Raw genomic sequence first — 25213 nt, forward strand, 5'->3', positions numbered from 1 at the left:
GTCCCCTCCGGCGCGGGTTTCCGCGCCTGACGTGTGTTGCCAGTGTGCGGCCCCGGTCACGGACGACCTGGCGGAGCCTCACGCATTGCCACTGACGGTACCCGTCCGATGCCCTGGGCGGGAACACCCACAAGCTCCGGGAGCACGTCAGAGGACGACCCTAAACCAGGAGGCCGGTGTGTGTCGTCTTCTCGACACACACCGGCTCGGCGGATCTACAGCGCCGACGCCTTGCGGTACGGGAGCACCTCGTCGATGATGCCGTACGCCTTGGCGTCCGCGGCGGTCAGGATCTTGTCCCGCTCGATGTCGGCCCTGATCTGGTCGGGATCCTTGTTCGTGTGCTTGGCCAGGATGATTTCCATCTGGCGCCGCATCCGCTGGATCTCGTTCGCCTGGATCTCCAGGTCGGAGACCTGGCCGTAGCTGCCCTCGGTGGCGGGCTGGTGGATCAGCACCCGCGCGTTCGGCAGCGCGAACCGCTTGCCCGGGTTGCCGGCGGCGAGCAGCACTGCGGCCGCCGAGGCGGCCTGGCCGAGGCAGACCGTCTGGATGTCCGGCCGGATGTACTGCGCGGTGTCGTAGATCGCCATCAGCGAGGTGAACGAGCCACCCGGCGAGTTGATGTAGATCGTGATGTCGCGGTCCGGGTCCTCGTGCTCGAGGTGCAGCATCTGGGCCATCACGTCGTTGGCCGACGCGTCGTCCACCTGCACGCCGAGGAAGATGATCCGCTCTTCGTACAGCTTGTTGTACGGGTTCGACTCCTTGACGCCGTAGCTGGTGCGCTCGACGTACGACGGGAGGATGTACCGCGACTGCGGGACGGAAGGTGACCGGAAGTCACCCGGGAGCCTGAAGTTGCTCATGGTGAAGTCTCCTTGGTGCTTCGGCTCAGTTCGAGCCCGGACGAGCGATGTTGGCGGTGAGGACGTGGTCGACGAACCCGTAGTCCTTCGCCTCCTGCGCGGTGAACCAGCGGTCGCGGTCGCCGTCCTTGATGATCTGCTCGACCGTCTGGCCGGTCTGGTCGGCCGTGATCTTGGCCAGCTCCAGCTTCCACTTGTTGAACAGGTCGGCCTGGATCGCGATGTCCGAGGCCGTGCCGCCGACACCGGCCGAGGGCTGGTGCATCAGGATCCGCGCGTGCGGGAGCGCGTAGCGCTTGCCCGGCGTGCCCGAGGAGAGCAGGAACTGCCCCATCGAGGCCGCCATGCCCATCGCGTACGTCGCGACGTCCGGGCGGATCAGCTGCATGGTGTCGTAGATGGCGAACCCGGCCGTGACCGAGCCGCCCGGCGAGTTGATGTAGAAGCGGATGTCGGACTCGGCGTCGTCGGCGTCGAGCAGCAACAGCTGCGCGGTGATCCGGTTGGCGATCTCGTCGTTGACCTCGGAACCGAGGACGACGATGCGCTCCTGGAGCAACCGCTCGAACACCGAGTCGGTGAGGGTGAGCCCTGCGGTTCCGGTCCGCGCCTCGGGCGTGTGCTGCGTCACGTCTGCCTGCCTTTTCGCCGGCGGCGGCCCGGTGCTGACGGCCGCCGCTGTCGTTTCAGATGCTTGAGATCTTGTATCCGACCCTAACGAACTTGGGCGGTGCAGAATGCCTGACACCGCCCAAGTTCGCTCACAGCTTCACTCCGCGGGAGTCTTCGCCGCCTCGTCGGTGACCTGCGTCTCCTGGGTTGCCTCGTCGGCGGCCGGCTCGTCGTTGCCGAACAGCTCCGAGAGGTCGACCTCGGCGCCCGAGCCGTCGGTCACGGTCGCCTTCCGGACCACGGAGGCGAGCGCCTTGCCGCGGCGGACGTCGGCGTAGATCGCGGTCAGCTGGCCGGACTGCTGGGCCCGCTGGACGTACTCGTCCGGGCTGATCCCGAAGCGCTGGGCCTGGTAGATGATCCGCTCGGTGAGCTCGCCGTCGTTGACCGACACCTCTTCCTTGTCGGCGATGGTGTCCAGCAGCAGCTGCGTGCGGACGGCCTTCTCCGACTCGGTGCGGGTCTCGGCGTCGAACTCTTCGAGCGTGCGGCCTTCGGCCTCGAGCGCCTGCGCGAACTGCGCCTCGTCGTGGTCGAACGGGTGGATCGCGTCGTGCTTGCGGTTCTCGATCTCGGAGTCGAGGACCTTCTCCGGGATCGGGACCTCGGTGCGCTCGAGGAGCTCGTCGAGCACCTTGTCGCGCGCCTGGACGCCCTGCTGCATCTTCTTGACGCGGGCGAGGCGCTCACGCAGGTCGCCCTTGAGCTCGTCGATCGTGTCGAACTCGCTCGCCATCTGGGCGAACTCGTCGTCGGCCTCGGGCAGCTCGCGCTGCTTGACCGACTGGACGGTCACGGTCACCTCGGCGTCCTTGCCTGCGTGGTCGCCGGCGACGAGCTGGGTGGTGAACGTCTTCGTGTCGCCGGCGTTCGCGCCGACGATCGCCTCGTCGATGCCGTCCACGAGCTGGCCGGAGCCGATCTCGTAGGACAGGCCGCTGGTGGCGGCCTCCTCGACGGCCTCGCCGTCGACGGTCGCGGCGAGGTCGATCGAGACGAAGTCGCCGGTCTCGGCCGGGCGCTCGACGCCGGTCAGCGTGCCGAAGCGGGCGCGCAGCTCGTCGAGCTGCTCGTCGACCTCCGCGTCGGTCAGCTCGACGTCGTCCACGGTGACCGCGAAGCCTTCGAGGTCGGGCAGCTCGATCTCCGGGCGCACGTCGACCTCGGCCGTGAACTCGAGGACGTCGCGGTCCTCCAGCTTCGTGACGTCGAACTCGGGGTTCCCGAGCGTGCGGACCTCGTTCTCGCGAACGGCCTCGATGTACTTGGCCGGGATGGCCTCGTTGACGACCTCGTCGAGCACCGGGCCACGCCCGATCCGGCTTTCCAGGACGCGAGCGGGCGCCTTGCCGGGCCGGAAGCCCGGGATGCGCACCTGCTGGGCGATCTTGCGGTAGGCGCGGTCGAAGTTCGGCTTGAGCTCGTCGAACGGCACCTCGACATTGATCTTGACTCGCGTCGGGCTCAGCTGCTCGACGGTGCTCTTCAAGGTCTTCTCCTCGAGCGGTAACGATTGTGGTGAGACAATCCTGCGGAAATGGCCCCTGGTCACCTGCAGACCGGGACGTCCGAGTCTAGGCCAGTGGCCCGCGCCGCCGGGCCGGGGGCCACCTGCGGCGTCAGGCGCCGAGCATCCGGCCGATCACCCAGCGCATCTGGCCGCTCGCGTGCTCGGCCGAGCCGCTGGGCTGCACCAGGTGCGAGAGCAGCAGCCGCATGAACGCCTCGACCGCGACCGCCCACTCCGAGGGCGTCAGCCGGACCCCGGGGTAGGCCCGCGCGAAGACGGCCGCGACGGCTTCGACGGCCCGCCCGAGCACGGCCTCGGGCTGCGAGGTGAGCAGCGGGAGGAAGTCGTCGCGGGCGCCCTGCGCGCCGCCGAGCGCGAGTTCGAGCAGCGGGTTGGCGCGGGCGGCTTCGAGGGTGTGCCGGAACGCGGCGGTGACGCCGGCGACCGGGTCGTCCGGGTGCGCGGCGACGTCCCCGTTCACCCGCTCGACGAAGCGGTCGGTCTCGCGCAGCATCAGCGCCCTGGCGAGCTCGGTCTTGGACCCGAGCTCGTTGTAGACGGTCTGCCTGCTGACGCCGACCTGCGCGGCGAGCTTGCCCATCGTCACGGCGGCCCAGCCGTCGGCGTGGATGACGTCGGCCGCCGCGGTCAGCAGCTTTTCCCGGGTGGGCGCCGGGGCCGGGTGGGTGACCGCCTTCACACGGCGAGCTTACCCGCCGGTCCCGTTCCGCTGGCCGACACCTTTTTTCGAAGCCTGCCGTAACGTTTACATCCGGCTTTGAGTTGTCTACGGTGACTCCCGCCTGGCCAGGAGCTTCTCGACCGAGGAGACCACTCGATGACCGCCGCCGTCACGCAGCCGCACGAGTCCGCCACCTCGGCGGTGCCCTCGTCCGGCACGGTGCACGCACGCGCGGTGCCGGCGCCACGGATCCCGCTGCCCGCCGTTTCCGTGCCCACGCTGGCGTTGTTCGCCGCCGCGCTCGCGGTGTGGGGTTCCTCGACCTGGCTGCTGTTCGCGGGGCTCCTGCCGGCGGCGGTGACGGTGCTGCTGAACACGGCCGTGACCTTCGCGATGTACACGGTGGTGCACGAGTCGGCGCACCACTCGGCGGGCAAGCTGACCTGGGTCAACGAGGTGCTCGGCCGGCTCGCCGTGCCGTTCGTCGCGGCGTACGCGGCGTTCCCGGCGCTGAGGTTCGTCCACGGTGAGCACCACCGTCACACCAACGCGGGCCACGCCGACCCGGATGCCTGGGTTTCGCGCGGCCCCGGCTGGCAGCTGCCGCTGCGCTGGTCGACCCTCGACTTCTCTTACGCACGCTGCTACGTCGCGCGGCTGCAGTCACGGCCGCCGCACGAGCTGGCCGAGGGGCTGGTGGTGCTCGTCGCGGCGCTGTCGGCCGCCGTCGCGCTGATCGCGAACGGCCACGGTGTGGAGCTCTTGGTCGTGTACGTGCTGCCGCAGCGGTTGGGGCTGGCCCTGCTCGCCTGGTCGTTCGGCTGGCTGCCGCACCACGGTCTGCCCGCCGCCGCGAGCTCGTGCGGCCGGTTCGGCACCACCCGCGTCCGCATCGGCCTCGACCGGCTGCTGACACCGCTGATGCTGGCCCAGAACCTCCACCTGGTGCACCACCTGCACCCGGCGGTCCCCTTCCACCGCTACCGGCGGGTCTGGCTCGAGAACCGCGACGCCTACTTGGCCCGCGACGTCCCGATCAGCACCGCGTGGGGCCGAGACCTGACGGCGGCCGAGTACCGGCTGGGGGTGGGGCTCGGGATCACGCCTGAAGTCACCGTGCCCGCGCCGGCGCCGCCGCCGCTCGGGCCGAGCCGGTTCCACCGCCTGCGGGTGGCCGCGGTCCGGCCGCTGACCGCGGACGCCGTCGCGGTCACCTTCGAGATCCCGCCGCACCTGGCGGCGGAGTTCCGGTTCACGCCGGGCCAGCACGTGGCGGTCCGCGCGGTGGTCGACGGGCGGCCGGTGCGGCGGACGTACTCGATCTGCGCCCCGGCGGGGTCCGGTGAGCTGCGGATCGCGGTGAAGCGACGTCCGGGTGGGGCCTTCTCCGGCTTCGCGACCACGACGCTGGCCGCCGGTGACCACCTCGACGTGCTGCCGCCGTCGGGCGGGTTCACGCTCACGCCCGATCCTTCGCGGACCGCGCACTACGTCGCGCTGGCCGCGGGCAGCGGCATCACGCCGGTGCTGTCGATCCTCGTCAGCGCGCTGTCGGCCGAGCCGCACAGCCGCGCGACCCTGTTGTACGTCAACACATCGGGGGCGACGACGCTCTTCGCGCGCGAGCTGGGCGCGCTCGCCGACGGGTTCGGCGGCCGGCTGCATGTCGTCCACTACCGCACCGACGAGCGCGACCCGGACCTGCACACGCACCGGCCGCGGCAGTTCGACACGGTCGGCGCGGCGCTGGCGATTTCGCACGAGCGGTACCAGCGCGGACGCCTCGACAGCACCCGGCTGCGCGCGCTGCTGCAGAACCGCCTCCACCCGGCGAAGGTCGACGAGTGGTTCCTCTGCGGGCCCCGCGGCCTGATGGAGCTGGCCCGCCGCACCCTGGCCGACGCGGACGTCCCGGAGGAGAACGTCCACTTCGAGCTGTTCCGCGGCGCGGCCCCGTTGCGAGACCCGGCGGGCGCGCCGGCCCAGGTGTCGGTGACCCTGGGCGGCACGCCGACGACCGTCGCGGCCGAAGCGGGCGAAACGGTGCTGGACGCGGCGCTGCGAGCGGGTCTCGAGGTGCCGTACTCGTGCACCGGCGGCGCGTGCGGGACGTGCCGCGCGACGACCCCGGAAGTCTCCGTCGACTACGACCGCCGCTGACCCGCCTTTCGGTCACCCGGTCCGGGTCGGCGCGCCCGCCGGCGGCGCCCCCTGCCCGCCCGCGTCGCCGTCGGTCACCGACGTCGCCGTCGCCGTGTCGCCGGACTCCGTCGCCACCACCGTGACCGTATCTCCCGTCGCGAGGCCCGTCGCCTGGGCCGACGTGATCGTGTACGTCTTCGAGAAGCCGTCGTCGCTCTTCGCGGTCAGCGACGTCGCGCTCAGCGCCGACACCTCGCCGGTCTGCGTGATCTTCGTGACGTAACCGCCGTTCCCGTCCGAGGCGACGTACTCGCCGTGCAGGGTCGACCCCAATGCGCCCATGCCGCCCGGGCCGCCCTGCATCCCGCCCGGTCCGGCGGCCGTCGTGCTGTCGGTGGCGGCGGACGACGACGCGGCCCAGACCGCCGCTCCGCCGCCGGCCACGATCACGGCCGCGACGGCGCCCGCCGCGACCTTCTTCCCGGTCGACCAGGCCGGCCGGGAAGGCGCGCCCGGCGCCGGTGCGCCGCCCCACGCCTGGTCCGAAGTGGACGGTGCCTGCGGTGTGGTCATGTCGTGCTCCTTAACGAGATGCTGCGGTGGGATCCACGGTGGGGCCGCTCGCTGTGCGCGGACTGTGGTGGGCGTCAGCCGTTCCTGTGACCGGAGGAATCGGGCAGCGGCACCGCACAGCCGCCTCACAGGCAGCACACAACCCGCACACACGGCGCGGACGGACGCTGAACCCATGGCCGCGCGAACCACCACGTCGCACCCCCGCCGGGGGCGGCTTTCGCTGCGCGCGAAACTGACCGGCTCGATGGTCGCGCTGCTCACCGTGGTGTGCCTGATCGTGGGTGTGGTCAGCGAGCTCGCGCTCGACGTGTTCCTCACCCGCCAGATCGACCAGCAGCTCTCCGCCGCGGCGACCCGCTCGCAGGTGTTCGCGAGCAACGCCGGCCCGCACGACGGCGGCCCGCAGCCGGACGGGCAGCACCCGCTCGGCCAGAACGTCGGCACGGTGAGCGCCACCTTCTCCGGGCCGCTGCTCGTCCGCGACGACAGCATTTCCGAACACGGCGAGCGGCTGCTCCTCACCTCGGCCCAGCAGGCCGTCATGCTCTCGGTGCCCGCCGACGGCAAGCCGCACACGGTGTCCTTCGCCGACCTCGGCGCGTACCGGCTGATGGCGCTGCCGGTCACCGGGAGCGGCGACGTCGTGGTCACCGGCCTGCCGCTGAAACCGGTCGACGACACGCTGCTCACGGTCGGGCTGATCCTGTTCGGCGTCGCCGCCGCGGGCGTGCTCGGCGCGGCCTTCCTCGGCGCGTTCGCGGTCCGCCGCACCCTGCGCCCGCTCGACCGCGTCGCGGCCACCGCCGGGCGCGTCACGGAGCTGCCCCTCGACCGCGGCCAGGTGGCGCTGTCGATCCGCGTCCCCGAGCCCGACACCGACCCGCGGACGGAGGTCGGCCAGGTCGGCTCGGCGCTGAACCTGATGCTCGGCCACGTCGCCCAGGCGCTGGAAGCGCGTCACGACAGCGAGCTGCGCGTCCGGCAGTTCGTCGCGGACGCCAGCCACGAGCTGCGGACGCCGCTGGCCGCGATCCGCGGGTACGCCGAGCTGGCCGCCCGCGGCAGCGCGCTGGTGCCGCCGGAGGTCGCGCGTTCGATGGGCCGGATCCAGTCCGAGGCCGTCCGGATGACGGCGCTCGTCGAGGACCTCCTGCTCCTCGCCCGCCTCGACGGCGGCCGCCCCCTCGACGTCCGCGAGGTCGACCTGACCCGCCTGGTGGCCGACGCGGTCGGCGACGCCCAGGTCGCCGGCCGCGGCCACCGCTGGCAGCTGGAGCTGCCCCCGGCCCCGGTCCTCGTCCTCGGCGACGTCCAGCGGCTGCACCAGGTGCTGGCGAACCTGCTGGCCAACGCCCGCACGCACACCCCACCGGGCACCACGGTCGTGACGACGCTGGCCCGCTCGGCGGACGGCAGCGCGGTCCTCACGGTGACCGACGACGGCCCGGGCATCGCGCCGGACCTGCTGCCGGACGTCTTCGAGCGGTTCGCCCGCGGGGATTCGTCGCGCTCGCGGAACGCGGGCAGCACCGGCCTCGGGATGGCGATCGCGTCCGCCGTCGTGGTTGCCCACCACGGGTCGATCGAGGTGCACAGCCGGCCCGGCCGGACGGAGTTCGCGGTGCGCCTGCCCGTGGCCGTGCCCGCACAGCGAGTGCACAGCATCGGCACAACCCGGCCCCAGCTGGAGACCGGAAGCTGACTCCATGACCGCTCTCGCGTCTCGTGAAACCCCCGCCGTGACCCCTTCTCCGCCGGCCCGCCGCACCTGGCACGGGCCCGCGCTCGCCGTCCTGCTGCTGGCGACGGCGGCGCTGTACCTGTGGGGCCTCGGCGCGTCGGGCTGGGCGAACGCCTTTTATTCGGCGGCCGCCCAGGCCGGTTCGGAGAGCTGGAAGGCGCTGTTCTTCGGCTCGAGCGACGCGGCGAACGCGATCACGGTCGACAAGACCCCGGCGGCGCTGTGGGTGATGAGCCTGTCGGCACGCGTGTTCGGCGTCAGCGCGTGGAGCATCCTGGTGCCCCAGGCACTGATGGGCGTCGGCTCGGTCTGGCTGTTGTACGCGACGGTCCGCCGCACATCGGGCCCGGCGGCCGGACTGGTGGCGGGCCTGGTGCTGGCGTTGACGCCGGCGGCGGCGCTGATGTTCCGCTTCAACAACCCGGACGCGCTGCTGGTGCTCCTCCTGGTCGCCGGCGCGTACTGCGTGGTGCGCGCCGTCGAGAAGGCGAGCCCGCGCTGGCTGGCGCTGGCGGGCGTCGCGGTCGGCTTCGGCTTTCTGGCGAAGATGCTGCAGGCGTTCTTGGTCCTGCCGGCGTTCGCGCTCGCGTACCTGGTGGCAGCGCCGACATCGCTGGGTCGCCGTCTGCTGCACTTGCTGGGTGCCCTGGCGGCGACGCTGGTGGCATCGGGCTGGTACTTGGCGGTGGTGGCCCTCTGGCCGGCGGCCGATCGCCCGTTCATCGGCGGTTCGCAGACCAATTCTTTGTGGGAGCTGGTGTTCGGCTACAACGGCTTCGGCCGCCTCACGGGCGACGAGGTAGGCAGCGTCGGCGGCGGTGCTGGACGTGGCTGGGGTTCGACGGGCCTGACCCGGTTGTTCGGCAGCGAGATGGCGGGCGGGATCGCGTGGCTCCTGCCCGCGGCGTTGCTTGCCCTCGTGGCGGGGTTGTGGTTCACCCGCCGGGCGCCGCGCACGGACCGTTCGCGCGCGTCGCTGCTCCTGTGGGGCGGCTGGCTGGTGATCACGGCGTTGGTCTTCAGCTACATGGGCGGAATCATCCATCCGTATTACACGGTGGCGCTGGCTCCCGCAGTGGGCGCGCTGGTCGGAACGGCGGCAGTACAGCTGTGGCGGCTCCGGTCCAACCCGGCCGCTTCGGGCCTCCTCAGCGGCGGCGTGGCTCTCACGGCGCTCACGACGTATCTACTGCTGGCGGGTTCGTCCTGGCAGCCGTGGCTGGCACCGACGGTCCTCATCGGCGGCCTCTTGGCGGCGGTGGGGTTGTTCTTCGCGTCGCACCTGACGCGCTGGGCAGCATCGTTCGTGGCGGCGTTCGCGCTGGTGGCGCTGTTGTCGGGAACGGGCGCGTACACGCTGGCAACGGCATCGACAACCCACAGCGGAGCGATCCCCTCAGCGGGCCCGTCATCCGGCTTCGGCTTCGGCGGCCCGGGCGGCCTCGGCGGCGGCCGAGGCGGCGGCCCCGGCTCTCTGCTCTCGACCACCCTCCCCGGCGCCCAGCTGACAGCGTTGCTGAAGCAAGACGCGTCAAAGTACACATGGACGGCAGCAACGGTGCTGTCTAACGCAGCAGCGGGCTACCAGCTGGCCAGCGACGCGCCGGTAATGGCAGTGGGCGGCTTCAACGGAACGGACCCGTACCCGACGCTGGAGCAGTTCCAGCAGTACGTGGCAAGCGGCCAGATCCACTATTTCCTCGGCGACGGCATGACGATGCAGGGCAGCACGGGCTCGGACGCGGCCCAGCAAATCGCCGACTGGGTAGCGTCGAATTACGAAGTAACGACGGTCGACGGGGTCACGGTCTACGACCTCACCACGGCCGCTTGAGGCAAGGACCGACGAAAGCAGGATGGCCCACTTCGAGCGGCACCGACAGGCGCTGGTCGGCGCGGTGCTCTGTGGCGGACCGGAGCACTGCCGTGTCCTGGTCAAAGACCTCGTGCCGGTCACACTCGCGCCGCGGACCGAGCTGCGGCCGCTCGGCGCTTCGTACCCACGAAGCTCCGGACGTCGGCAGCCGAGTGCCCGGCGTGATCGATCCGCAAGGTGGTGAGCGCATCTTCGACGCCTTGGCCGCTGCCATGGGCACGGCGAAGTTCGCGGATGTGCTCGCGCCAGCGCACGCAGTCGGTCTGCCACGCCCTGAGATACGCCACACACAGTTCCGGCGTGATGAGGTGGCTGCGGCCGATCGAGGCTTTGAGCGCAGCGACCATCCGCTCGCGCCGCACCGGCTCGATTGTCGATCGGTCCACGCGCTCGATGATCGCACCGACGAGCCGCCGTCGCGCGGCCAGGAACTCCGCCCAATAGGCCCGGTCGGCGTCGGCCAGGCGAAGACCGTCGTCCAGCAGCGCGAACACGCCTTCGGCCAAGGTGTCACCCAGCTCCTCGCCGCGGGCGCGGGCAGGGTCGCGGTAGGGGTCGTAGTCGTACTGGAACGCGGTGCCGGTGATCGCCGACGGCCGGATCCGCGCCCCATCGAGCAGGAAGAACCAGTCCTCGTTGTAGATGTTGGGGAAGAACGACGAGAACGCGGCTTCGCCGATCACCAGCGCGCCCCCGCCGATGAAGACGCCCTGTGCGACACCGACGTCGCGCAGCGCGTGGCAGACCACCGAGTTGTCCGGCATGCCCGCATTGGCCAACCCGACGGCGGAGTAGCCATCGATCGCGATCACGTCCGAGGGCTCGGGCAGGAGAATGTCGTCATCCAGGAACATGATCTGTTCCCAGCCGGCGAGAATGGCCAGCAGCAAGCCGACATTGCGCTTGAGACTGGTGTCGACCGGCCGGTGGAACCGGGTGAGGCGGAGGAGCTCGTCCGTGGCGAACCCGGGCACGACACCGAAAGGCATCAGATCGATGTCGATGGCCAGCGTCCGGACCCCGGCGCTTTTCGCGGCCAACGCGGCTGCCGACGCGTTGCTCCGCAGATTGCACATCAGGACCAGCCAAGCATCGTGTTCCCTGGCTACCTCTGTCGCTTGCCGCAGATAGGCCGCCGGACGACCGCTGGGTACGACGACCGCATCCACTCTTCCCGGCGAGCCGTGACCGTTCGGAACGTGGTGCAGCAGGCCGCGGTGAGACCCGTGGTGAAATGCGGTCACGCTGTCTCGGGCCATTCGTGAAGCCGGCTCTCGCCGAGCGTCCAATCGGGAGTCAGTACCTGCCCTTGAATCACCATCACTCGGCTGACGATGCTGAACGCCTCGGCGGCACCGAACCGTTCCCGCACGTACCTGGTGTTCCGATCCCGGAACCGGACGTCCGTCAGCGCTCTGACCGCGCCCAGCGTGCCCCGTCCGTACATGCCATTGCAAACGGTCACAGTGCGCTTCCGGTTGAACGGACTCACCCCACGATAGAAAAGCGCGACGTCTTCGAGCAGACGCCCCGAGGAATCGAGAGTCGGCTCGAACAGCCTCAGGCCTCCGCCCTCCTTGACCCGGAACCCGCCGTACTCGGAGCCGCGGTCCCGGGCGAGCTGGGTCACAGGAAGCTCGGCCCGCTCGACCACGTCCCGGGTGACGACGTTCCAGTCGACGCCGCCGAGCAGGACGAGATGACTTGTGTAGTGATCCGCAAACAGTTCTTCGCTGGTTCGGAAGCTCACCTGGCTACCGGGGTTGCACGCCCGGATATGCCCGAACAGCTCGATCAGCGCGTCCGGGTCCGCATAGGTGTAGAGCGACACGAAGTCGGCGCTCTCGGGGTCCGCATACGGCAAGTTCGCTCGCAGCTCTTGAGGCAGCGGAGCGCAGACGATGGTGACTTCCTCGTCCCGGGGGAACGTCCAGAGGTCACTGCGCTCGGACCGCTCCGCAGCGGGCTCGTTGCCGTTACACAGCCAAAGCAGTTCCTCCAGCAGGTCGTTGCGGGTGCCGCGCTCTTCGTCCGTCAGTTCCTCGAGGGGTAAGACACGCAGAGACTGGCCGTCCCGGGATCGTCGTGTCGCGAACAACCTTGCGTAGACCTCGAGCCGGTGGACCGGCGGGCGCACGGGCCTCTCGGTGCTCTCCCACGACGAGATCAGCGAGACGCTGAGCGGCCGGTGCTCGCCGAGCGCCTCGGCGAGCTGCGCTTGGGTGAGCCGCATATCGGGCCAGTGGTCCTCGCGCAGCGCCCTGAGCCGACGGGCGAGCGCGAGCGGTGCGGCTGATGACACGGCGCTGCCTTTCAGTCGGAAATTCCCGAAGTCCACGCCACGGATCTGAATCTTTCCCAGCCACCCCTTCGGGCTCTTGTTCTCACGATTCCTGGCACCAAGAATAGCAATTGACGATGCCTTCTCCAGTGAAGCGCACGTCCGCGAGGGACACGGCCAGGGGGAGGACGACGTGGCCAGGGACGGCGCCGACCGGGCCAACGAAATGTCGGGGATGGCCGGCACCGTGGTCCAGGCCGGATCGATCGCCGGAGGCATCCACCTCCATCCGACGCAACCCGCGTCGCAGTCGCCACCGCACGAACTTCCTCCGGACGTGCACGCGTTCACCGACCGGGTTGAACAGCTGGAGCAACTCGACTTGCTCCTCGCCGCTTCCGACCAACCGACGCCGACGGCGGCTGTCGTGATCTCCGCGGTGTCGGGCACGCCCGGCGTGGGGAAAACCGCGTTCGCCATCCACTGGGCACATCGGGTCAGCGACCGCTTCCCCGACGGCCAGCTCTACGTGAATCTTCGGGGCTTCGGGCCGCACACGCCGGTTTCGACCGCAGACGCTCTCGCCGGGTTCCTCCGCTCGCTGGGCGTCCCCAGCGAGGATCTGCCGCTCGACGTCGACGAGCGTGCCGCGCGGTTCCGCAGCCTGCTCGCCGGCCGGCGCATCCTGATCGTGCTGGACAATGCGGCCGGTCCCGAACAGGTCCGGCCGTTGCTACCGGGAACCTCGTCCTGCGTCGTCCTGGTGACGAGCCGCAGCGTGCTGCAGGGGCTGGTGTCCCGGGACGGCGCACGACGGGTGAACCTCGACCTGCTTCCTCCCGAACAGGCGACCGACTTGCTGCGGATGCTGATCGGCGCGCGGGTGGACGCCGAGCCCGACGCCGTGGCGACGCTCGTCCAGGAGTGCGGGCGGCTTCCGCTCGCGTTGCGCATCGCCGCCGACCTGGCGGAGATGAACCCGGAAGCGACCCTTGCGGAACTGGCCGGCGACCTCGAAAACGAGCAAGAGCGACTGGCCGCCCTTGACTCGGGCGACGATCCGATCACGGCGGTGCGCGCGGTGTTCTCCTGGTCTTACCGGAACCTGCCGGCCGAGCAGGCGCGGGCATTCCGCCTGCTCGGTCTCCATCCCGGACGCGATTTCGAGCCGGTGAGCGCAGCCGTTCTCCTGGGCACGACCGCCCGGCAGGCGAGGCGGCTGCTCGACTCGCTGGTGCGGTCGCACCTGGTCGAGCGTACGCGGACCGGCCGGTACCAGATGCACGACTTGATCCGGGTCTACGCCGCCGACCTCGCCAACAACGAGGAGTCGGCGGGTCAGCAAGAGGCCGTCCGGCGAAGGCTCTTCGATTTCTTCCTCGCCACGGCTTCGGTCGCCATGGACATCCTCTACCCGCAGGAAAGCGATCGCCGCCCCCGCGTTCCCACCGAAGGTGCCGCCCCCTTGGCCGGCGACACGCAGGCGGTGCAGTGGCTGGAGGCCGAGCGAGCCGCGCTCCTGGCGATGGCCGCGCACACCTCGCACAGCAGCTGGGCCATCTTCACGGTCGCCCTGTCCACGATCCTCTACCGGTTCTTGGACAGCCACGGACATTTCGAGGACGCCGTCACCTTGCACACCGCCGCGATGGCAGCGGGTCAGGAAAGTGACGAGCCGGTCGCAGTCGGCCGGGCCCTGCACAACCTCGGAAGCGTGTACCAGCGCCTCGGCCGTTACCAGGAAGCCGTTTCTTACCTGGAGCAGTCGCTGGCATCGACGAGACAAGTCGGTCAGCCGATGGTGGAGGCCTTTGCGCTCAGCGACCTCGGCCTGGTTTTCACGCTGCTCGGCCGTTATGACGCCGCCCTCACGCATCTGTCCGCGGCGTTACAGCTGTTCGAACAAGAACGTGATCGGACCGGATCCGGCCAAGCGCTGAACAACATCGGACTCGTCCTGATCCGGCTGGGCCGGTTCGACGAGGCAGCCGATCACATCCAGCAGGCCCTTTCCGTGTTCCGCGAGACGAACGACGGACCGCGGAAAGGGTACGCGCTCAATGACGTGGGCATGGTGCTTCAGCGCCTGGGCCGCTTCGGCGAAGCGCACGATCATCACAACGAAGCGTTGGCTTTCGCCCAAGAGACGGGTGATCGAGCGCTGGTGGCCGCCGCACTCAACGGACTCGGAAACACCAATCGGCAGCTCGCGCGAACGGAACTCGTGCTGGATCTGCATGAGGAAGCACTCAAAATCGCCCGGGACATCGGTGACCGGTACGAAGAAGCGCAGGCGTGCGAAGGTGTCGCGTCCTTGCACCAGCTAGCCGGAAGTGCAGACCTGGCCCGCGAATACTGGCTGCGGGCACGAGTCATCTACGCCGACCTCGGGGCACCCGAAGTCGAAGAGGTTGAGCAGCGCGTGCGTGAACTCGAGAGCTAGTTGTCGACAAGGAGCGGACATGACAGTACTCGAGCTGGGAATGTGGCTCGGCGGCGTGCTTCTCCTGGGAGCGGTGGTTGCTCGCCTCCGGCAGCCGGTTCCGTCCTTCGCCGCTCTCACCATGTACCGCAGAGACGGCGGGTCCATCGTGATGCCTCGCCCTGGTATCTGCAGGACCGCCGTTTCGGCGCCCTCGCCACTGTTTGACGGCGTCATCGTGCCGTCAGCGCGTGGTGCGGATTCGCTCCTGCGCGCCGCATGCACAGCGAGGAACGCCGGCGCGACGCTCGTCGTGCTTGCCAGTGGTCGCACGACTGCGAGGGCGACCGAACTCCTCCTCGGGAAGGACCGCTGCATCGTGCTTGAAACGCAACCGGGCCCCGAGGAACCGCTGCTCCGGACATTCCGCCATCCGTGCGTCACCACGGCCACGGACATCAGCCGGAAGCGGAACACCGCCCTCGCACTTGCGCACCGCCGCGGGTGGCGAACCGTGCTCTTCGTCGACGACGACGTGCAAGCGATCGAAGCGCAGGATCTTCGATACGCGTCAGACCTGCTCGCCGGGGCGGACCGTGGCGGGATTCCTCGACGGATGGTCGGCTGGGCTTTTGATGAGTTCGGCGACTTTTCCGTCGTAGGACACGCTTGTAGGCAAGAAACCACCGACAGGGTGTCTTACGTCGGAGGCGGCGCGATGGCGATCACCTGCGACCGGCAGGCACCGCTCTTCCCACCGGTCTACAACGAAGATCTGCTCGTCGGCCTGACCATGCTGACCGAGGACCCCTCATCGGTCTGTGTGGTGGGAACGCTCGAACAGGACGCCTATCCACCCTTTGCCGATCCCGCCCGCGCTTCAGCCCAAGAGTTCGGCGAGGTCTTGACCGAAGGGTATGGGCGACAGCCCGATCCGGCCGAACTCCACACTCCGCGGTACTGGGAATCGGTGCTCCAAGACCGCCGTAGGTTGGTGCAGGAAGCCGCAGCCGACCTGGAACAGCGAGGAGTGACCCAGGGCGTGCTCGCGATGCGGGTCGTTCTCGACACGCACGGATCCGACTGGCCGGAACTTCTTGCCGGCTTCGTCGGTGACTGGGCTCACGACAGGCTGGTGTGGCAGAAGTACTTGAGCTCCTTACAAGCTTAGCTGAAACGTATTCGACTGGATGGGAAGTGGTGTTCGATGCCCGAGCCGGTACTCATCTCCATCGCGGCCGCATTGGCCAGCCGATCCGTGATCGGCCTGTACAAGCTGGTGAAGAAGAAGTTCTCCGACGATCCCGAAGCGACGGCTGTACTCGAGGCTGCGGAAGGCGCGGCCGAAGATACTCCGGCAATGAAGAAGCTACAAGAGAAACTAAGCGAGGCACAAAAGAAAGATCCGAAGTTCGCCAAAGACCTACACGATGAATGGGAACGATCTCGGGTGGAGAACAAGGCGGAAACGGACGGTGTCGTGAACTCCGTGACCGGCAGCGTCTCGGGCAACGTGGTGCAAGCCCGCGATATCCAGGGAGGAGTCTCCTTCTGAGGAGGATGACGTGATCTCACCCTCCTCCGCATCGCTCCGCAGAGCTGAATCCCACGCACCGCGCCAGAGCCGCTGGCAGCGGAGCGGGACCGCGGCCGCCGGGCGCACAGCTAGACGCCGAGCAGCTCGGTGAGCACCGCGGACAGTTCGCCGCCGTGCCACGAATTCGTCGAGAACCGCTCTTGGGCGATCCCGCGCCAGGGAGCTGTTCCCTTCGTGATCGCCGGATCGGTCGTGAGAATCCCGATTTCCCGCACCGCGATGTTTTCTTCGGCCAGCGTCTTCTTGACCTGACCGGCGTCCTCGGCCACCACGACCAGACCCCAGTCACCCCAAGTTTCGGCGAGGTCGAACGCCCGCACGCCGCACTGCGCGGCGACTGCCGCCACGGGCTCGTCGAGCGTGAACTCCCCGGTGACCGCCGCGCCGAGACTGTTCGCCTCGCACAGGGTGCGGACCGTGGCGAACAAGCCGTCGGAGACGTCCATCGCTGTCCGCACCTGCCCGGCCTCGGCCAGTGCTTTCCCCGCCTTCAGCTGAGCCATCGGACGACAGGCGCGGTCCCAGATCTCGTCACGAGCAGGTGCCGGGAGTGTCGCCCGCCCGGTCTCCAGCAGCGCGGCGGCCCAAAGGTAGCCGGGGGAGCCGACCAGCATGACGTGGTCGCCGGCCTTCGCTCCGGAGCGCCGCAGCCTGCTACCCGGAGCGCATCTCCCGATGGCCGTCGCGGTCAGCTGGAGGGCGCCGTCGCGGAGGTCGCCGCCGGCGACCTTCGTCTCGTGCGCGCGGCAGCAGTCGTCGACACCGTCGAGCAGCCGCGTGAACGCCGCGACCGTCGTCGTCCTGGGCAGCGTGTAGTTGACGACGAGTCCCAGCGGCTCCGCTCCGGCGGCGGCCAGGTCGGACAGGTTGATCGTGGCCAGCAGCCAGCCCGCGTGGTAAAGGTCGGGTTCGCGCAGGAGGTCGACGACCGGTGTGGGGCAGCTGTCGGTCGTGGCGACGAGGTCGCTCGGCCTCTCCACTGTCGCCAGGAACGCGCTGTCGTCGCCGAAGCCTTCCGTGCCCCCGTAGCGAGGTTGCAAAACGCGTTCCTGGATGCCTCGCTCGCCCAGGTCGCCGAGGCTGAGCTCAGTTGTGCCGGACATGATCCGCCAATCGGGAAGCGACGACCGCGTGGTCGGTCGAGTAGTTGTGCGGCATTTCGCCGTAGGGCAGCTCGCTCCCGCTCGAAGCGAACAGCATCAAGTTGCAAATCCTGGCTCCTGGATACAACAGGACGGGATGCCGGAGGTGGTTGATGATCTCCAGCGTCAGCACCGCGCCCGTCTCCCGCCCGAAGCCGGGGCTGACCTGACCGCACAGCACGACACTGATCCCGAGCCGCGCGTAGTCGCTGATGCCGTCGACGAGGCCGGCGAGGGTCTCCGGGAGGCCGATTTTCTCCAAGGTCGGGGCGAGCACGACTTCACCGGGTTCCACCGCGAGCCGCCCGTGGGCGTCGAGCTCCTTCGGGACCAGCTCGGGATGGGTCGACCGGTCCGCGACGTCGACCGGACCGGTGGTCACGAGTGTGAACGCCTCGTGCCCGAGCCTCAGGCTGAGCGCTGCCGGGCGCACGAGCGTGGCGTCGAACGGCTCGACCCGCAGTTCACCGGCTTCCTGGGCCAGCCGGATCGCCCGATCGGTCAGCACACCTCGGCCACGCCGCGCCGGGCGCCGGCGCTTCATGACCTGGGCCTTCAGCTCCATGAGCGTCATCGTGCGACCTCGTTGTCGAGGCTCGGAAGCAGCGCGCTCACGAGCCGGACGAAGTCGGCCTCTTCGAGGTCGAAGTTGGGCTGGTCGTCGCTTTCCCCCGGCTCGCAGTAGACGACGGTCGTGGGCGTCCGGCGCGGGCCCTGGACCACGACCGTTGCCGTGAGCCCGGCGTCGATCGGGCGCACGGTGTGCACGACCAAGGTGTCGCACGTGTAGACCTCACCGCCGTGGACGTGCGGCACTCCACGACGCTTCAGCCGGACCTCGCCGTCCGCGACGAGCGCTGCCGGGTTCGCGGGATCGGCGCCGTAGCGGTATCGCCAGTACGGCTTCCCGCCCTCGGCGGTCTCCGCGAAGTCCACCATGTGCATCCCCGTCCCGGTGAGCACGTAGGAGGCGAACTCCCACCGGTGGCTGTGCGGGTTGGACTCGCCACGCGAAGGTGTCTCGCCGCGCGGCCAGATGTGCAGGCGAACGCGGAACTCCGGTTCGACGCTCGTGTGGAGGACGATTTTCGCGAAGCCGTTGGGATGCCAGTACGAACGCTTCGCCGCCTCGGCGACCGCCGTCTCGTCGGCGATCAAGTCCCGCAGCCAGGCGGCGAGTCCTCGCCGGTCGGCGCGGATGTGCTTGGCCGCCGCTTCGAGCTGGGCCAAGCCGGCGGAAAGACCGTTGCCACGCAGCGATTCCGCGATCCGGTGTGGGAAGGCGTGATCGGCCGAGCAGTCGGCGGCAACGACGAACGGGGTCGTGCTCATGGTGCGGGGGTTCTCGATTCTACGGCTGGACAGGCGGGAGAAACGGAGGTGCGGTGAACGCCAGCGCGGCCGCGCGCAGGGCGGTGACGGCGTCGAGGGTCATCCAGATGGGAAGGTCGCCACTACCCCAGGCCCACAGGCCTGCCCCGGCTTCGTAGCGTTCCCAAAGCGAACTGAGCGCGCGGTTCAGGCGGATCGCCGGCACTTGCGGTGCCTCGGCCAGAGCCTGGACGACCCACGCGGAGGTAAAGTGCTTGATGTTCACCCGGACGGATTGCCGGCCGCCGGGTTGCGGCAGCGCCAGGTCTTCCATGATCCCGTCGTCCGGGTGCGTGCGGTCGACCAGCCATTCCGTCGCCACCTCGACGGCGTCTCGGACGTCAGGGCGGTCGTCGCCGGTCCGCAGCAGTTCCCGCAACGCCACGACGGCACGCGCGGTGTGCGCCGTGGACGGTTCCGGCGCCACCAGTCCCGGTTCCTTCTTCTCGCCCCATAAGCGAACGCCACCGAAGTCCAGCCGCGCGGCCAGGAGTTCGTCGGCCAGGCGGCGGGTCAACGGAGCTCCGGGACCGATGCGAGCCGAGGTGCGCAGCGCGGTGGCAAGCAGGAAGGGCCGCGTCCGGCTGTACTCGTCGAGCGAGTTCTCGAGGTGCTGTAGTCCTTCCTCTGCGGAAAGCACGGTGCTGGCCTGGCTCAGTGCATCCACCACGGCCGCGGTGACTTCGGGGCGCCGGCCGGCGGACCGACCCTGCCACCCGAAGTCGGACTGCTTCGCGTAGAGGCTCTCGACGACGGTGTGTAGGTCGATGTAGGAAGCACCCAACACGACCGTGGCGCTGATCCCGTAGGCGGTGGCGAGCGTGGTCTGCTCGCTTCGCTGCTGGAGGTTGTGCCGCCAGCCGACCGCGCGGCCGTTCTCGTCACGGATCAGATGTCCGGCGAGGCTGTGTCCCGCCCGCCGGAAGACGTCGAGCAGCGAGCCGGCGGTCGATAGGAGTGCGCCGCCCCCCGGCGTGGGCGATCGAGCCGCCTCCACCATCTGGACCAGGGCGTTCGCCGCACGGAAATGATCGTCGAGCAGCCGGGCGTTTTCCACCGAAGGCAGATAGCGCCCGGTCTCCCACTGGGTCAGGTTCGCCCGGCTCACGCCGATGATCCGGGCGACGTCCGCCTGGGTCAGGCCGGCCGCCGTGCGCAGCCGCCGCAACTCTTTGCCCACTTCTTCGACGGTCAGCGTTACCACATCAGTATCTATCGGCGGCACCGCCGCCGACATAGAATGTAGGTAGGCACCGGCCACTGATCTTACCTACCCCGGTAGGCAAATGTAGGAAGGTGACAGTTCGTGGACACAGGGCGCACCTTATCTCATCTCCGGCGCATTGACGCCGCAGACTCGGCCGGACTCGTCCGAAAGGGTTGCGGCCGCAGCTCACACCCCACCTTTTTGCCGGTTGATCCGGCAACCCGACACCTTCAGGTCACCACGGTGAGTGTCCGGGGGCCCGTCAACTGCTGGCGGGTCGCCTGATCGGGTCGTCACTCGGAAGCCGAGCGTCACCTCCGGGGGTATCAGATGCCACGTCATATCCCTCCTACGTTCAGCCAACGTCACCGGTTCGATCCGGTGCCCTGCGAGCCGGGCCGGAGATCACCGCCGTGACGACGCCGTCTGGCCGGACTTCGACAACTCACGAGCTGAATCCCGCCTTGTGTGTCAGCTGACACACAAGGCGCGGCTTTCCGGAGGTTTCCTGGATCCACCGAGGAGGAGGGCACTCATGGACCCCTACACCACCGCACCGCGCAGCCGCTGGCGCCGGGGCGTCTACGCGGCCGGGATCGTCATTCCCTTCACCGCTTCCCAGCTCTGGGCACTTCTCGTGCTGCTGCGGCTCGCGCCGCTCGATGGGCTCGTCGGGCAGGCCTTCGTGCTGATCCTGCTGGGCTCCGTCGTCGCTGTCTGGGTGGGGTGGCGCTGGACCTGGCAGCTCGGCCGGGACAAGGACCGGCGCGCCCCCGAGACCCGGATTCCGACATGACCTCGGCGCCGGTGATCGTCGTGGCCCTGGTGGCCGGGGTTGCCGCCGGACGTCTCTCACGCCACCTCGGCGGCTTTTTGCGCCGCCGGTTGACCGGAAGGAGCTCGGAAATGACCAGCAGGCCGGCGTCGTTCCCCGTCCGCCTCTACCACTGGCGGTGGGAGATCCTCTCCCTCACGCTTCTCCCCTACGGCGCCGTCGTGTTCGCGCTGTGGGCCGGCCCGGTGTGGTCCGGCGCCACGCTCGCGGCGGTCCTCGCGACGGCGTTCCTGCGCCGCCGCCAGGTGCGGGCGCGGGTGCAGGCCGTCCGGCTGCAGCACCGGCTGCGGGCGACTTTCCCGCGGCTGCGCCTGCGGCCGGCGATCCTCTGGAGCCGGCCTCGTGGTGGTGACATCGTGGTGTCGCTGTACGGCCGTGAGGCGTTCGAACACCTGCACCGCAACCGATCCGTGCTCGCGGCGGCGTGCGGGGTGCCCGAGGTCTACGTCGACCGGCACCCGCGCTACGCGAGCCTCGTGACGCTGACGATCAGCCCGACCGAGGCCCGCCGTGAGCCGAGCCGCGCGCTTCCGCCGAGCAACGTCGTGCCGCTGCGCGTGCACAGCTGACCACGACGCTCAAACGACCACCGGCCGGCCGGTGAACTGTTCACGATCCAGCTCCAGCCGTTCCAGCCGGCGCGCGCACCACAGAGCTCGTGAACGCTCTCGGTGGATTTCGCCGAGCAGCCAGTGGCACATCGAGTCGCTGAGTTCTTCGGCCGGGCGGATCTTCCCTTCGCCGACCAGAACCCGCAGCCTTGCCTCCGCACGGCGGAAGGTCGCGAGGTCCGTCACGACGAACCCGCCGGCCGGAGATCGGCGGCCGCTCAGGCGGAAGTGCACCACCAGGGCGCCGATGAGCCCGGCCAGCGCGACCGTCCCCAGCACCAGGAGCAGCACGATGGCCGCGGTCGACACGGGCGCTTCGGCGGTGGTGCTCGCATGACCGACCGGCGCCAGGACCGGACCATGGGCCGATACGGCGGCAAATGCCGGGAATCCCATCTCGCACCACCTTGTGAGTGTTGTCGGGAGAGTGGACCACGAGCCGTCGCGAGTGATCGACAGAACGTAACAAACGTCCATCGATGATGACCGAAAGGTCATCCGGGGCACAGCAAGCGCACAGGGCGATCACACGATCACCAAAGCGGGACCGGCGACCGTATGAACCATGACAGCCACCGCCACCGCAGCACGGCCCGGGACCGTCCCGGTCGACCTGGCCGGTCCGCAGCCCGTCCTCGACGTCGTCATCCCGGTCTACAACGAAGAGGCCGACCTCGAACCGTGCATCCGCCGGCTGCACGCGCACCTGGCCGAACACGTCTCCTACCCGTACCGGATCACCGTCGCCGACAACGCGAGCACCGACACGACGCTGCAGGTGGCCGAACGACTCGCCCGCGAGTTCCCCGAGGTGGCCGTCCACCACCTCGACGAGAAGGGCCGCGGCCGCGCGCTCAACGCCGTCTGGCGGGCCTCCGACGCCGCCGTCCTGGCCTACATGGACGTCGACCTCTCCACCGATCTCGCCGCGCTCGGGCCGCTCGTCGCCCCGCTGCTCTCCGGGCACTCCGACCTCGCCATCGGCAGCAGGCTCGCCCGGGGGGCGCGAGTCGTGCGGGGGCCGAAGCGCGAGTTCATCTCCCGTGCCTACAACCTGATCCTCCGCTCGACGCTCGGCGCGAAGTTCAGCGACGCCCAGTGCGGCTTCAAGGCCATCCGCGCCGACGTCGCGCGTGAGCTGCTCCCCCACGTCGAGGACACCGGCTGGTTTTTCGACACCGAGCTGCTCGTGCTCGCGCAACGCGCCGGGCTGCGGATCCACGAGGTGCCCGTCGACTGGGTCGACGACCCCGACTCGTCGGTCAACATCGTGAAGACCGCCACCGCGGACCTCAAAGGCATCGCCCGTGTCACGAAAGCCACCTTCACCGGCGAAATCCCGATCAGCCGATTGCGCGAGCAGCTCGGCCGGCAGCCGATCGGGGTCGAAGCGCCGGGGGTGCCGCCGCGGCTGGTGACGCAGCTCGTGCGGTTCGCCGCGATCGGCGTCTCCAGCACGCTCGCCTACCTCGTGCTGTTCCTGCTGCTGCGGACCGCCGTCGGCGCGCAGCCGGCCAACTTCGCCGCGCTGCTGGTGACGGCGGTCGGGAACACCGCGCTGAACCGCCGGCTCACCTTCGGCATCCGCGGCCGCTCCGGCGCCGGGCGGCACCAGTTCGAAGGGCTGATCGTCTTCGGCCTCGGGCTCGCCCTGACGAGCGGCTCGCTCGCCCTGCTCAACGGATCCACCACCCCCGGCCTGGTCCTGGAGATCACCGTGCTCGTGCTGGCGAACCTCGCCGCCACGGTGCTCCGGTTCCTGCTCCTGCGCGGCTGGGTGTTCAACCCGCGCCGCCAGGCCGCCACCCAGAAGGAGTACTGATGACCTCCGTCCTGTCCGACCCCGTGACGCAGGAACCGCGTCACCGCAAGGATTCCGCGGCGCACGCGCCGCCGCGCTGGGTCCGTCCGGCCGTGTTCGGGCTGCTGGCCGCGACCGCCGTGCTGTACTTCTGGAACCTGACCGCGTCCGGCTACGGCAACTCGTTCTACGCCGCGGCCGTGCAGTCCGGGACGCAGAGCTGGAAGGCGTGGCTGTTCGGCTCGCTCGACTCCGGCAACGTGCTGACGGTCGACAAGCCGCCCGCGGCGCTGTGGGTCGGCACGGCGTTCGCGCGGATCTTCGGGTTCTCGAGCTTCACCGTGCTGGCGCCGCAGGCGCTGATGGGCGTCGCGTCCGTCGGGATCCTTTACCTGACGGTGAAACGGACTTCGGGCCCGGTCGCCGGGCTGATGGCCGGGGCCATGCTGGCGGTGACGCCGGTCGCGGCGCTGATGTTCCGGTTCAACAACCCGGACGCGCTGCTCGTGCTGCTGATGGTCGCGGGCGCCTACTTCGTCGTGCGGGCCACGGAAAAGGCGTCGCCCGGCTGGCTCGCGCTGGCCGGCGCCGCGATCGGGTTCGGCTTCCTGACGAAGATGATGCAGGCGTTCCTGGTGCTGCCGGCGTTCGGGCTGGTGTACCTGATCGCCGCGCCGACGTCGCTGGGAAAGCGGCTGCTGCACCTCGGCGGCGCGGTGGTGTCGCTGGTCGTTTCGGCGGGGTGGTTCGTCGCGCTGGTCGAGCTGTGGCCGACGGCGTCGCGGCCCTACATCGGTGGGTCCGAAGGGGACAGTCTGCTCGAACTCGCGCTGGGCTACAACGGGTTGTCGCGCATCTTCGGCGGCGGCGAAGGCGGTGGGCCGGGCGGTGGCGGCGGCATGGGCGGCAACACCGGGTTCGGTGGCGCGTCCGGCCTGTTCCGGATGTTCGGGTCCAGTTTCGGCGTGGAGATTTCGTGGCTTCTGCCGGCCGCGCTGATCGGCTTGGTGGCCGGATTGTGGTTCACACGCCGCGCGCCGCGGACCGACCGGACGCGCCTGGCGCTGGTGCTGTGGGGCGGCTGGCTGGTCGTGACGGCGCTGGTGTTCAGCTACATGAGCGGCATCGTCCACCCGTACTACTCGGTGGCGCTGGCGCCCGCGATCGCCGCGCTGGTCGCGATTTCGGGGCGCGCGCTGTGGCAGGGCCGGGCGAACCTGGCGCCGCGGGCGGTGCTGGCGGCGATGGTCGTGGTGACGGCGGTGTGGTCGTTCATCCTGCTCGACCGGACGCCGGACTGGTTCCCGGCGCTGCGCTGGATCGTCGCGGCGCTCGGGGTGCTGGTCGGCACGGTGCTGGTGATGGGCGTGCCACCGGTCCGCCGGCTGGTCGCGGCCGTCGGGGCGGCGCTGGTGCTGACGCTCGGTTTGTCGACGGCCGCGTACGGAGTCGAGACGGCGTCGGTGGCCCACAGCGGTTCGATCCCGACGTCGGGCCCGACGTCGAGCGCGATGGGCGGCGGCTTCGGCGACTCCGCTTCGAGTGCGGTCGGCTCCTTGCTGTCCGCGACGACGACGAAGTGGGCCGCGGCGACGACAGGTTCGCAGAGCGCGGCGTCGTTGGAACTGGCCAGTGGTAAGGCGGTGATCGGCATCGGCGGCTGGAGCGGTTCGGACCCGGCGCCGACACTGGACGAGTTCAAGGCGTACGTCGCGGCGGGCGAGATCAAGTACTTCATCGACGGCGGGCGTGGCGGCGGCCCGGGCGGCGGATCGTCGGACATCAGCGACTGGGTGACGGCGAACTTCACCGCCACGACGATGGACGGCCAGACGGTGTACGACCTGCAGAGCTGACGAAAGTCACCAAAGGGCCGTG

22 protein-coding genes are annotated in these 25213 nt (G+C 69.6%); 10 read left to right on the forward strand and 12 right to left on the reverse strand.

Annotated features, from left to right (window positions below; all coding sequences use genetic code 11):
- Positions 1 to 215: 215 nt before the first annotated feature.
- The 4 genes from ACZ61C_RS40070 to ACZ61C_RS40085 all read right to left on the reverse strand — a co-directional run bounded on the left by ACZ61C_RS40070 (position 216) and on the right by ACZ61C_RS40085 (position 3751).
- The gene (locus tag ACZ61C_RS40070; protein ID WP_465313160.1) at positions 216 to 869 is read right to left on the reverse strand and encodes an ATP-dependent Clp protease proteolytic subunit; all 654 of its coding nucleotides are present in this window, start codon (positions 867 to 869) and stop codon (positions 216 to 218) included.
- A gap of 25 nt (positions 870 to 894) precedes the next feature.
- Entirely contained in the window at positions 895 to 1500 is a 606-nt protein-coding gene (locus tag ACZ61C_RS40075) for a ClpP family protease (protein WP_465313161.1), read from the reverse strand.
- A 138-nt stretch (positions 1501 to 1638) separates the two neighbouring features.
- Positions 1639 to 3030, reverse strand: coding sequence for a trigger factor (gene tig / locus ACZ61C_RS40080; RefSeq protein WP_465313162.1), 1392 nt, complete (start codon positions 3028 to 3030; stop codon positions 1639 to 1641).
- Between the two features lie 130 nt (positions 3031 to 3160).
- Positions 3161 to 3751, reverse strand: coding sequence for a TetR/AcrR family transcriptional regulator (locus ACZ61C_RS40085; RefSeq protein ID WP_465313163.1), 591 nt, complete (start codon positions 3749 to 3751; stop codon positions 3161 to 3163).
- A gap of 138 nt (positions 3752 to 3889) precedes the next feature.
- Between ACZ61C_RS40085 and ACZ61C_RS40090 the strand changes: the two genes are divergently transcribed.
- On the forward strand, positions 3890 to 5893 hold the full coding sequence (locus ACZ61C_RS40090) for a fatty acid desaturase (protein WP_465313164.1): 2004 nt from the start codon (positions 3890 to 3892) through the stop codon (positions 5891 to 5893).
- A 12-nt stretch (positions 5894 to 5905) separates the two neighbouring features.
- On the opposite strand, the gene ACZ61C_RS40095 is transcribed toward ACZ61C_RS40090, so the two are convergent.
- Complete coding sequence (locus ACZ61C_RS40095) at positions 5906 to 6448, reverse strand: hypothetical protein (RefSeq protein ID WP_465313165.1); 543 nt, start codon at positions 6446 to 6448, stop codon at positions 5906 to 5908.
- Between the two features lie 175 nt (positions 6449 to 6623).
- On the opposite strand from ACZ61C_RS40095, the gene ACZ61C_RS40100 reads away from it, so the two are divergent.
- Complete coding sequence (locus tag ACZ61C_RS40100; RefSeq protein WP_465313166.1) at positions 6624 to 8153, forward strand: sensor histidine kinase; 1530 nt, start codon at positions 6624 to 6626, stop codon at positions 8151 to 8153.
- A 4-nt stretch (positions 8154 to 8157) separates the two neighbouring features.
- Positions 8158 to 10026, forward strand: a complete 1869-nt coding sequence (locus ACZ61C_RS40105) for a glycosyltransferase family 39 protein (protein ID WP_465313167.1) — start codon at positions 8158 to 8160, stop codon at positions 10024 to 10026.
- Between the two features lie 119 nt (positions 10027 to 10145).
- On the opposite strand, the gene ACZ61C_RS40110 is transcribed toward ACZ61C_RS40105, so the two are convergent.
- Both ACZ61C_RS40110 and ACZ61C_RS40115 read right to left on the reverse strand, forming a co-directional pair.
- A complete protein-coding gene (locus tag ACZ61C_RS40110) occupies positions 10146 to 11237 on the reverse strand; it encodes a hypothetical protein (protein WP_465313168.1) in 1092 nt (363 codons plus the stop codon).
- 71 nt (positions 11238 to 11308) lie between these two features.
- The gene (locus tag ACZ61C_RS40115) at positions 11309 to 12406 is read right to left on the reverse strand and encodes a helix-turn-helix domain-containing protein (RefSeq protein WP_465313169.1); all 1098 of its coding nucleotides are present in this window, start codon (positions 12404 to 12406) and stop codon (positions 11309 to 11311) included.
- 136 nt (positions 12407 to 12542) lie between these two features.
- Between ACZ61C_RS40115 and ACZ61C_RS40120 the strand changes: the two genes are divergently transcribed.
- The 3 genes from ACZ61C_RS40120 to ACZ61C_RS40130 are packed head-to-tail and all read left to right on the forward strand — an operon-like array spanning position 12543 to position 16326.
- Entirely contained in the window at positions 12543 to 14792 is a 2250-nt protein-coding gene (locus tag ACZ61C_RS40120) for an ATP-binding protein (protein ID WP_465313170.1), read from the forward strand.
- Positions 14793 to 14811: 19 nt separating this feature from the next.
- Positions 14812 to 15942 carry a hypothetical protein gene (locus tag ACZ61C_RS40125; protein WP_465313171.1) on the forward strand — a complete coding sequence of 377 codons (1131 nt, stop codon included), beginning with the start codon at positions 14812 to 14814 and terminating at the stop codon, positions 15940 to 15942.
- Positions 15943 to 15978: 36 nt separating this feature from the next.
- Entirely contained in the window at positions 15979 to 16326 is a 348-nt protein-coding gene (locus ACZ61C_RS40130; protein WP_465313172.1) for a hypothetical protein, read from the forward strand.
- Positions 16327 to 16436: 110 nt separating this feature from the next.
- Here ACZ61C_RS40130 and ACZ61C_RS40135 read toward each other — a convergent pair whose 3' ends face one another.
- The 4 genes from ACZ61C_RS40135 to ACZ61C_RS40150 are packed head-to-tail and all read right to left on the reverse strand — an operon-like array spanning position 16437 to position 20118.
- A complete protein-coding gene (locus tag ACZ61C_RS40135; RefSeq protein ID WP_465313173.1) occupies positions 16437 to 17471 on the reverse strand; it encodes a thiamine-phosphate kinase in 1035 nt (344 codons plus the stop codon).
- On the reverse strand, positions 17455 to 18084 hold the full coding sequence (gene dcd, locus ACZ61C_RS40140; RefSeq protein WP_465313174.1) for a dCTP deaminase: 630 nt from the start codon (positions 18082 to 18084) through the stop codon (positions 17455 to 17457). The genes ACZ61C_RS40135 and dcd overlap by 17 nt, the downstream gene beginning before the upstream one ends.
- On the reverse strand, positions 18081 to 18842 hold the full coding sequence (locus ACZ61C_RS40145; protein WP_465313175.1) for a hypothetical protein: 762 nt from the start codon (positions 18840 to 18842) through the stop codon (positions 18081 to 18083). The genes dcd and ACZ61C_RS40145 overlap by 4 nt, the downstream gene beginning before the upstream one ends.
- A gap of 19 nt (positions 18843 to 18861) precedes the next feature.
- Entirely contained in the window at positions 18862 to 20118 is a 1257-nt protein-coding gene (locus ACZ61C_RS40150; RefSeq protein ID WP_465313176.1) for a helix-turn-helix domain-containing protein, read from the reverse strand.
- 505 nt (positions 20119 to 20623) lie between these two features.
- On the opposite strand from ACZ61C_RS40150, the gene ACZ61C_RS40155 reads away from it, so the two are divergent.
- Complete coding sequence (locus ACZ61C_RS40155; protein ID WP_465313177.1) at positions 20624 to 20884, forward strand: hypothetical protein; 261 nt, start codon at positions 20624 to 20626, stop codon at positions 20882 to 20884.
- Positions 20885 to 20994: 110 nt separating this feature from the next.
- Complete coding sequence (locus ACZ61C_RS40160) at positions 20995 to 21492, forward strand: hypothetical protein (protein ID WP_465313178.1); 498 nt, start codon at positions 20995 to 20997, stop codon at positions 21490 to 21492.
- Between the two features lie 9 nt (positions 21493 to 21501).
- On the opposite strand, the gene ACZ61C_RS40165 is transcribed toward ACZ61C_RS40160, so the two are convergent.
- On the reverse strand, positions 21502 to 21843 hold the full coding sequence (locus ACZ61C_RS40165) for a hypothetical protein (protein WP_465313179.1): 342 nt from the start codon (positions 21841 to 21843) through the stop codon (positions 21502 to 21504).
- 256 nt (positions 21844 to 22099) lie between these two features.
- Here ACZ61C_RS40165 and ACZ61C_RS40170 point away from each other — a divergent pair, with 256 nt between their 5' ends.
- Together ACZ61C_RS40170 and ACZ61C_RS40175 are read left to right on the forward strand one after the other, a co-directional pair.
- Positions 22100 to 23356 (forward strand): bifunctional glycosyltransferase family 2/GtrA family protein, encoded by a 1257-nt coding sequence (locus tag ACZ61C_RS40170; RefSeq protein ID WP_465313180.1) that lies wholly within the window; start codon positions 22100 to 22102, stop codon positions 23354 to 23356.
- Positions 23356 to 25191 (forward strand): glycosyltransferase family 39 protein, encoded by a 1836-nt coding sequence (locus ACZ61C_RS40175; protein ID WP_465313181.1) that lies wholly within the window; start codon positions 23356 to 23358, stop codon positions 25189 to 25191. Before ACZ61C_RS40170 ends, ACZ61C_RS40175 begins: the two co-directional genes overlap by 1 nt.
- Positions 25192 to 25213 lie beyond the last annotated feature (22 nt).

The organism is Amycolatopsis sp. NPDC104587 (assembly GCF_055583645.1).

Excerpts from the sequence above, each read along its gene's own strand:
- ACZ61C_RS40070 (WP_465313160.1), bottom strand. The coding sequence starts at position 869 with ATGAGCAACTTCAGGCTCCCGGGTGACTTCCGGTCACCTTCCGTCCCG.
- ACZ61C_RS40090 (WP_465313164.1), top strand. The coding sequence starts at position 3,890 with ATGACCGCCGCCGTCACGCAGCCGCACGAGTCCGCCACCTCGGCGGTG.
- ACZ61C_RS40095 (WP_465313165.1), bottom strand. The coding sequence starts at position 6,448 with ATGACCACACCGCAGGCACCGTCCACTTCGGACCAGGCGTGGGGCGGC.
- ACZ61C_RS40100 (WP_465313166.1), top strand. The coding sequence starts at position 6,624 with ATGGCCGCGCGAACCACCACGTCGCACCCCCGCCGGGGGCGGCTTTCG.
- ACZ61C_RS40105 (WP_465313167.1), top strand. The coding sequence starts at position 8,158 with ATGACCGCTCTCGCGTCTCGTGAAACCCCCGCCGTGACCCCTTCTCCG.
- ACZ61C_RS40125 (WP_465313171.1), top strand. The coding sequence starts at position 14,812 with ATGACAGTACTCGAGCTGGGAATGTGGCTCGGCGGCGTGCTTCTCCTG.
- ACZ61C_RS40130 (WP_465313172.1), top strand. The coding sequence starts at position 15,979 with ATGCCCGAGCCGGTACTCATCTCCATCGCGGCCGCATTGGCCAGCCGA.
- ACZ61C_RS40135 (WP_465313173.1), bottom strand. The coding sequence starts at position 17,471 with ATGTCCGGCACAACTGAGCTCAGCCTCGGCGACCTGGGCGAGCGAGGC.
- dcd (WP_465313174.1), bottom strand. The coding sequence starts at position 18,084 with ATGACGCTCATGGAGCTGAAGGCCCAGGTCATGAAGCGCCGGCGCCCG.
- ACZ61C_RS40145 (WP_465313175.1), bottom strand. The coding sequence starts at position 18,842 with ATGAGCACGACCCCGTTCGTCGTTGCCGCCGACTGCTCGGCCGATCAC.
- ACZ61C_RS40150 (WP_465313176.1), bottom strand. The coding sequence starts at position 20,118 with ATGTCGGCGGCGGTGCCGCCGATAGATACTGATGTGGTAACGCTGACC.
- ACZ61C_RS40155 (WP_465313177.1), top strand. The coding sequence starts at position 20,624 with ATGGACCCCTACACCACCGCACCGCGCAGCCGCTGGCGCCGGGGCGTC.
- ACZ61C_RS40160 (WP_465313178.1), top strand. The coding sequence starts at position 20,995 with ATGACCAGCAGGCCGGCGTCGTTCCCCGTCCGCCTCTACCACTGGCGG.
- ACZ61C_RS40170 (WP_465313180.1), top strand. The coding sequence starts at position 22,100 with ATGACAGCCACCGCCACCGCAGCACGGCCCGGGACCGTCCCGGTCGAC.
- ACZ61C_RS40175 (WP_465313181.1), top strand. The coding sequence starts at position 23,356 with ATGACCTCCGTCCTGTCCGACCCCGTGACGCAGGAACCGCGTCACCGC.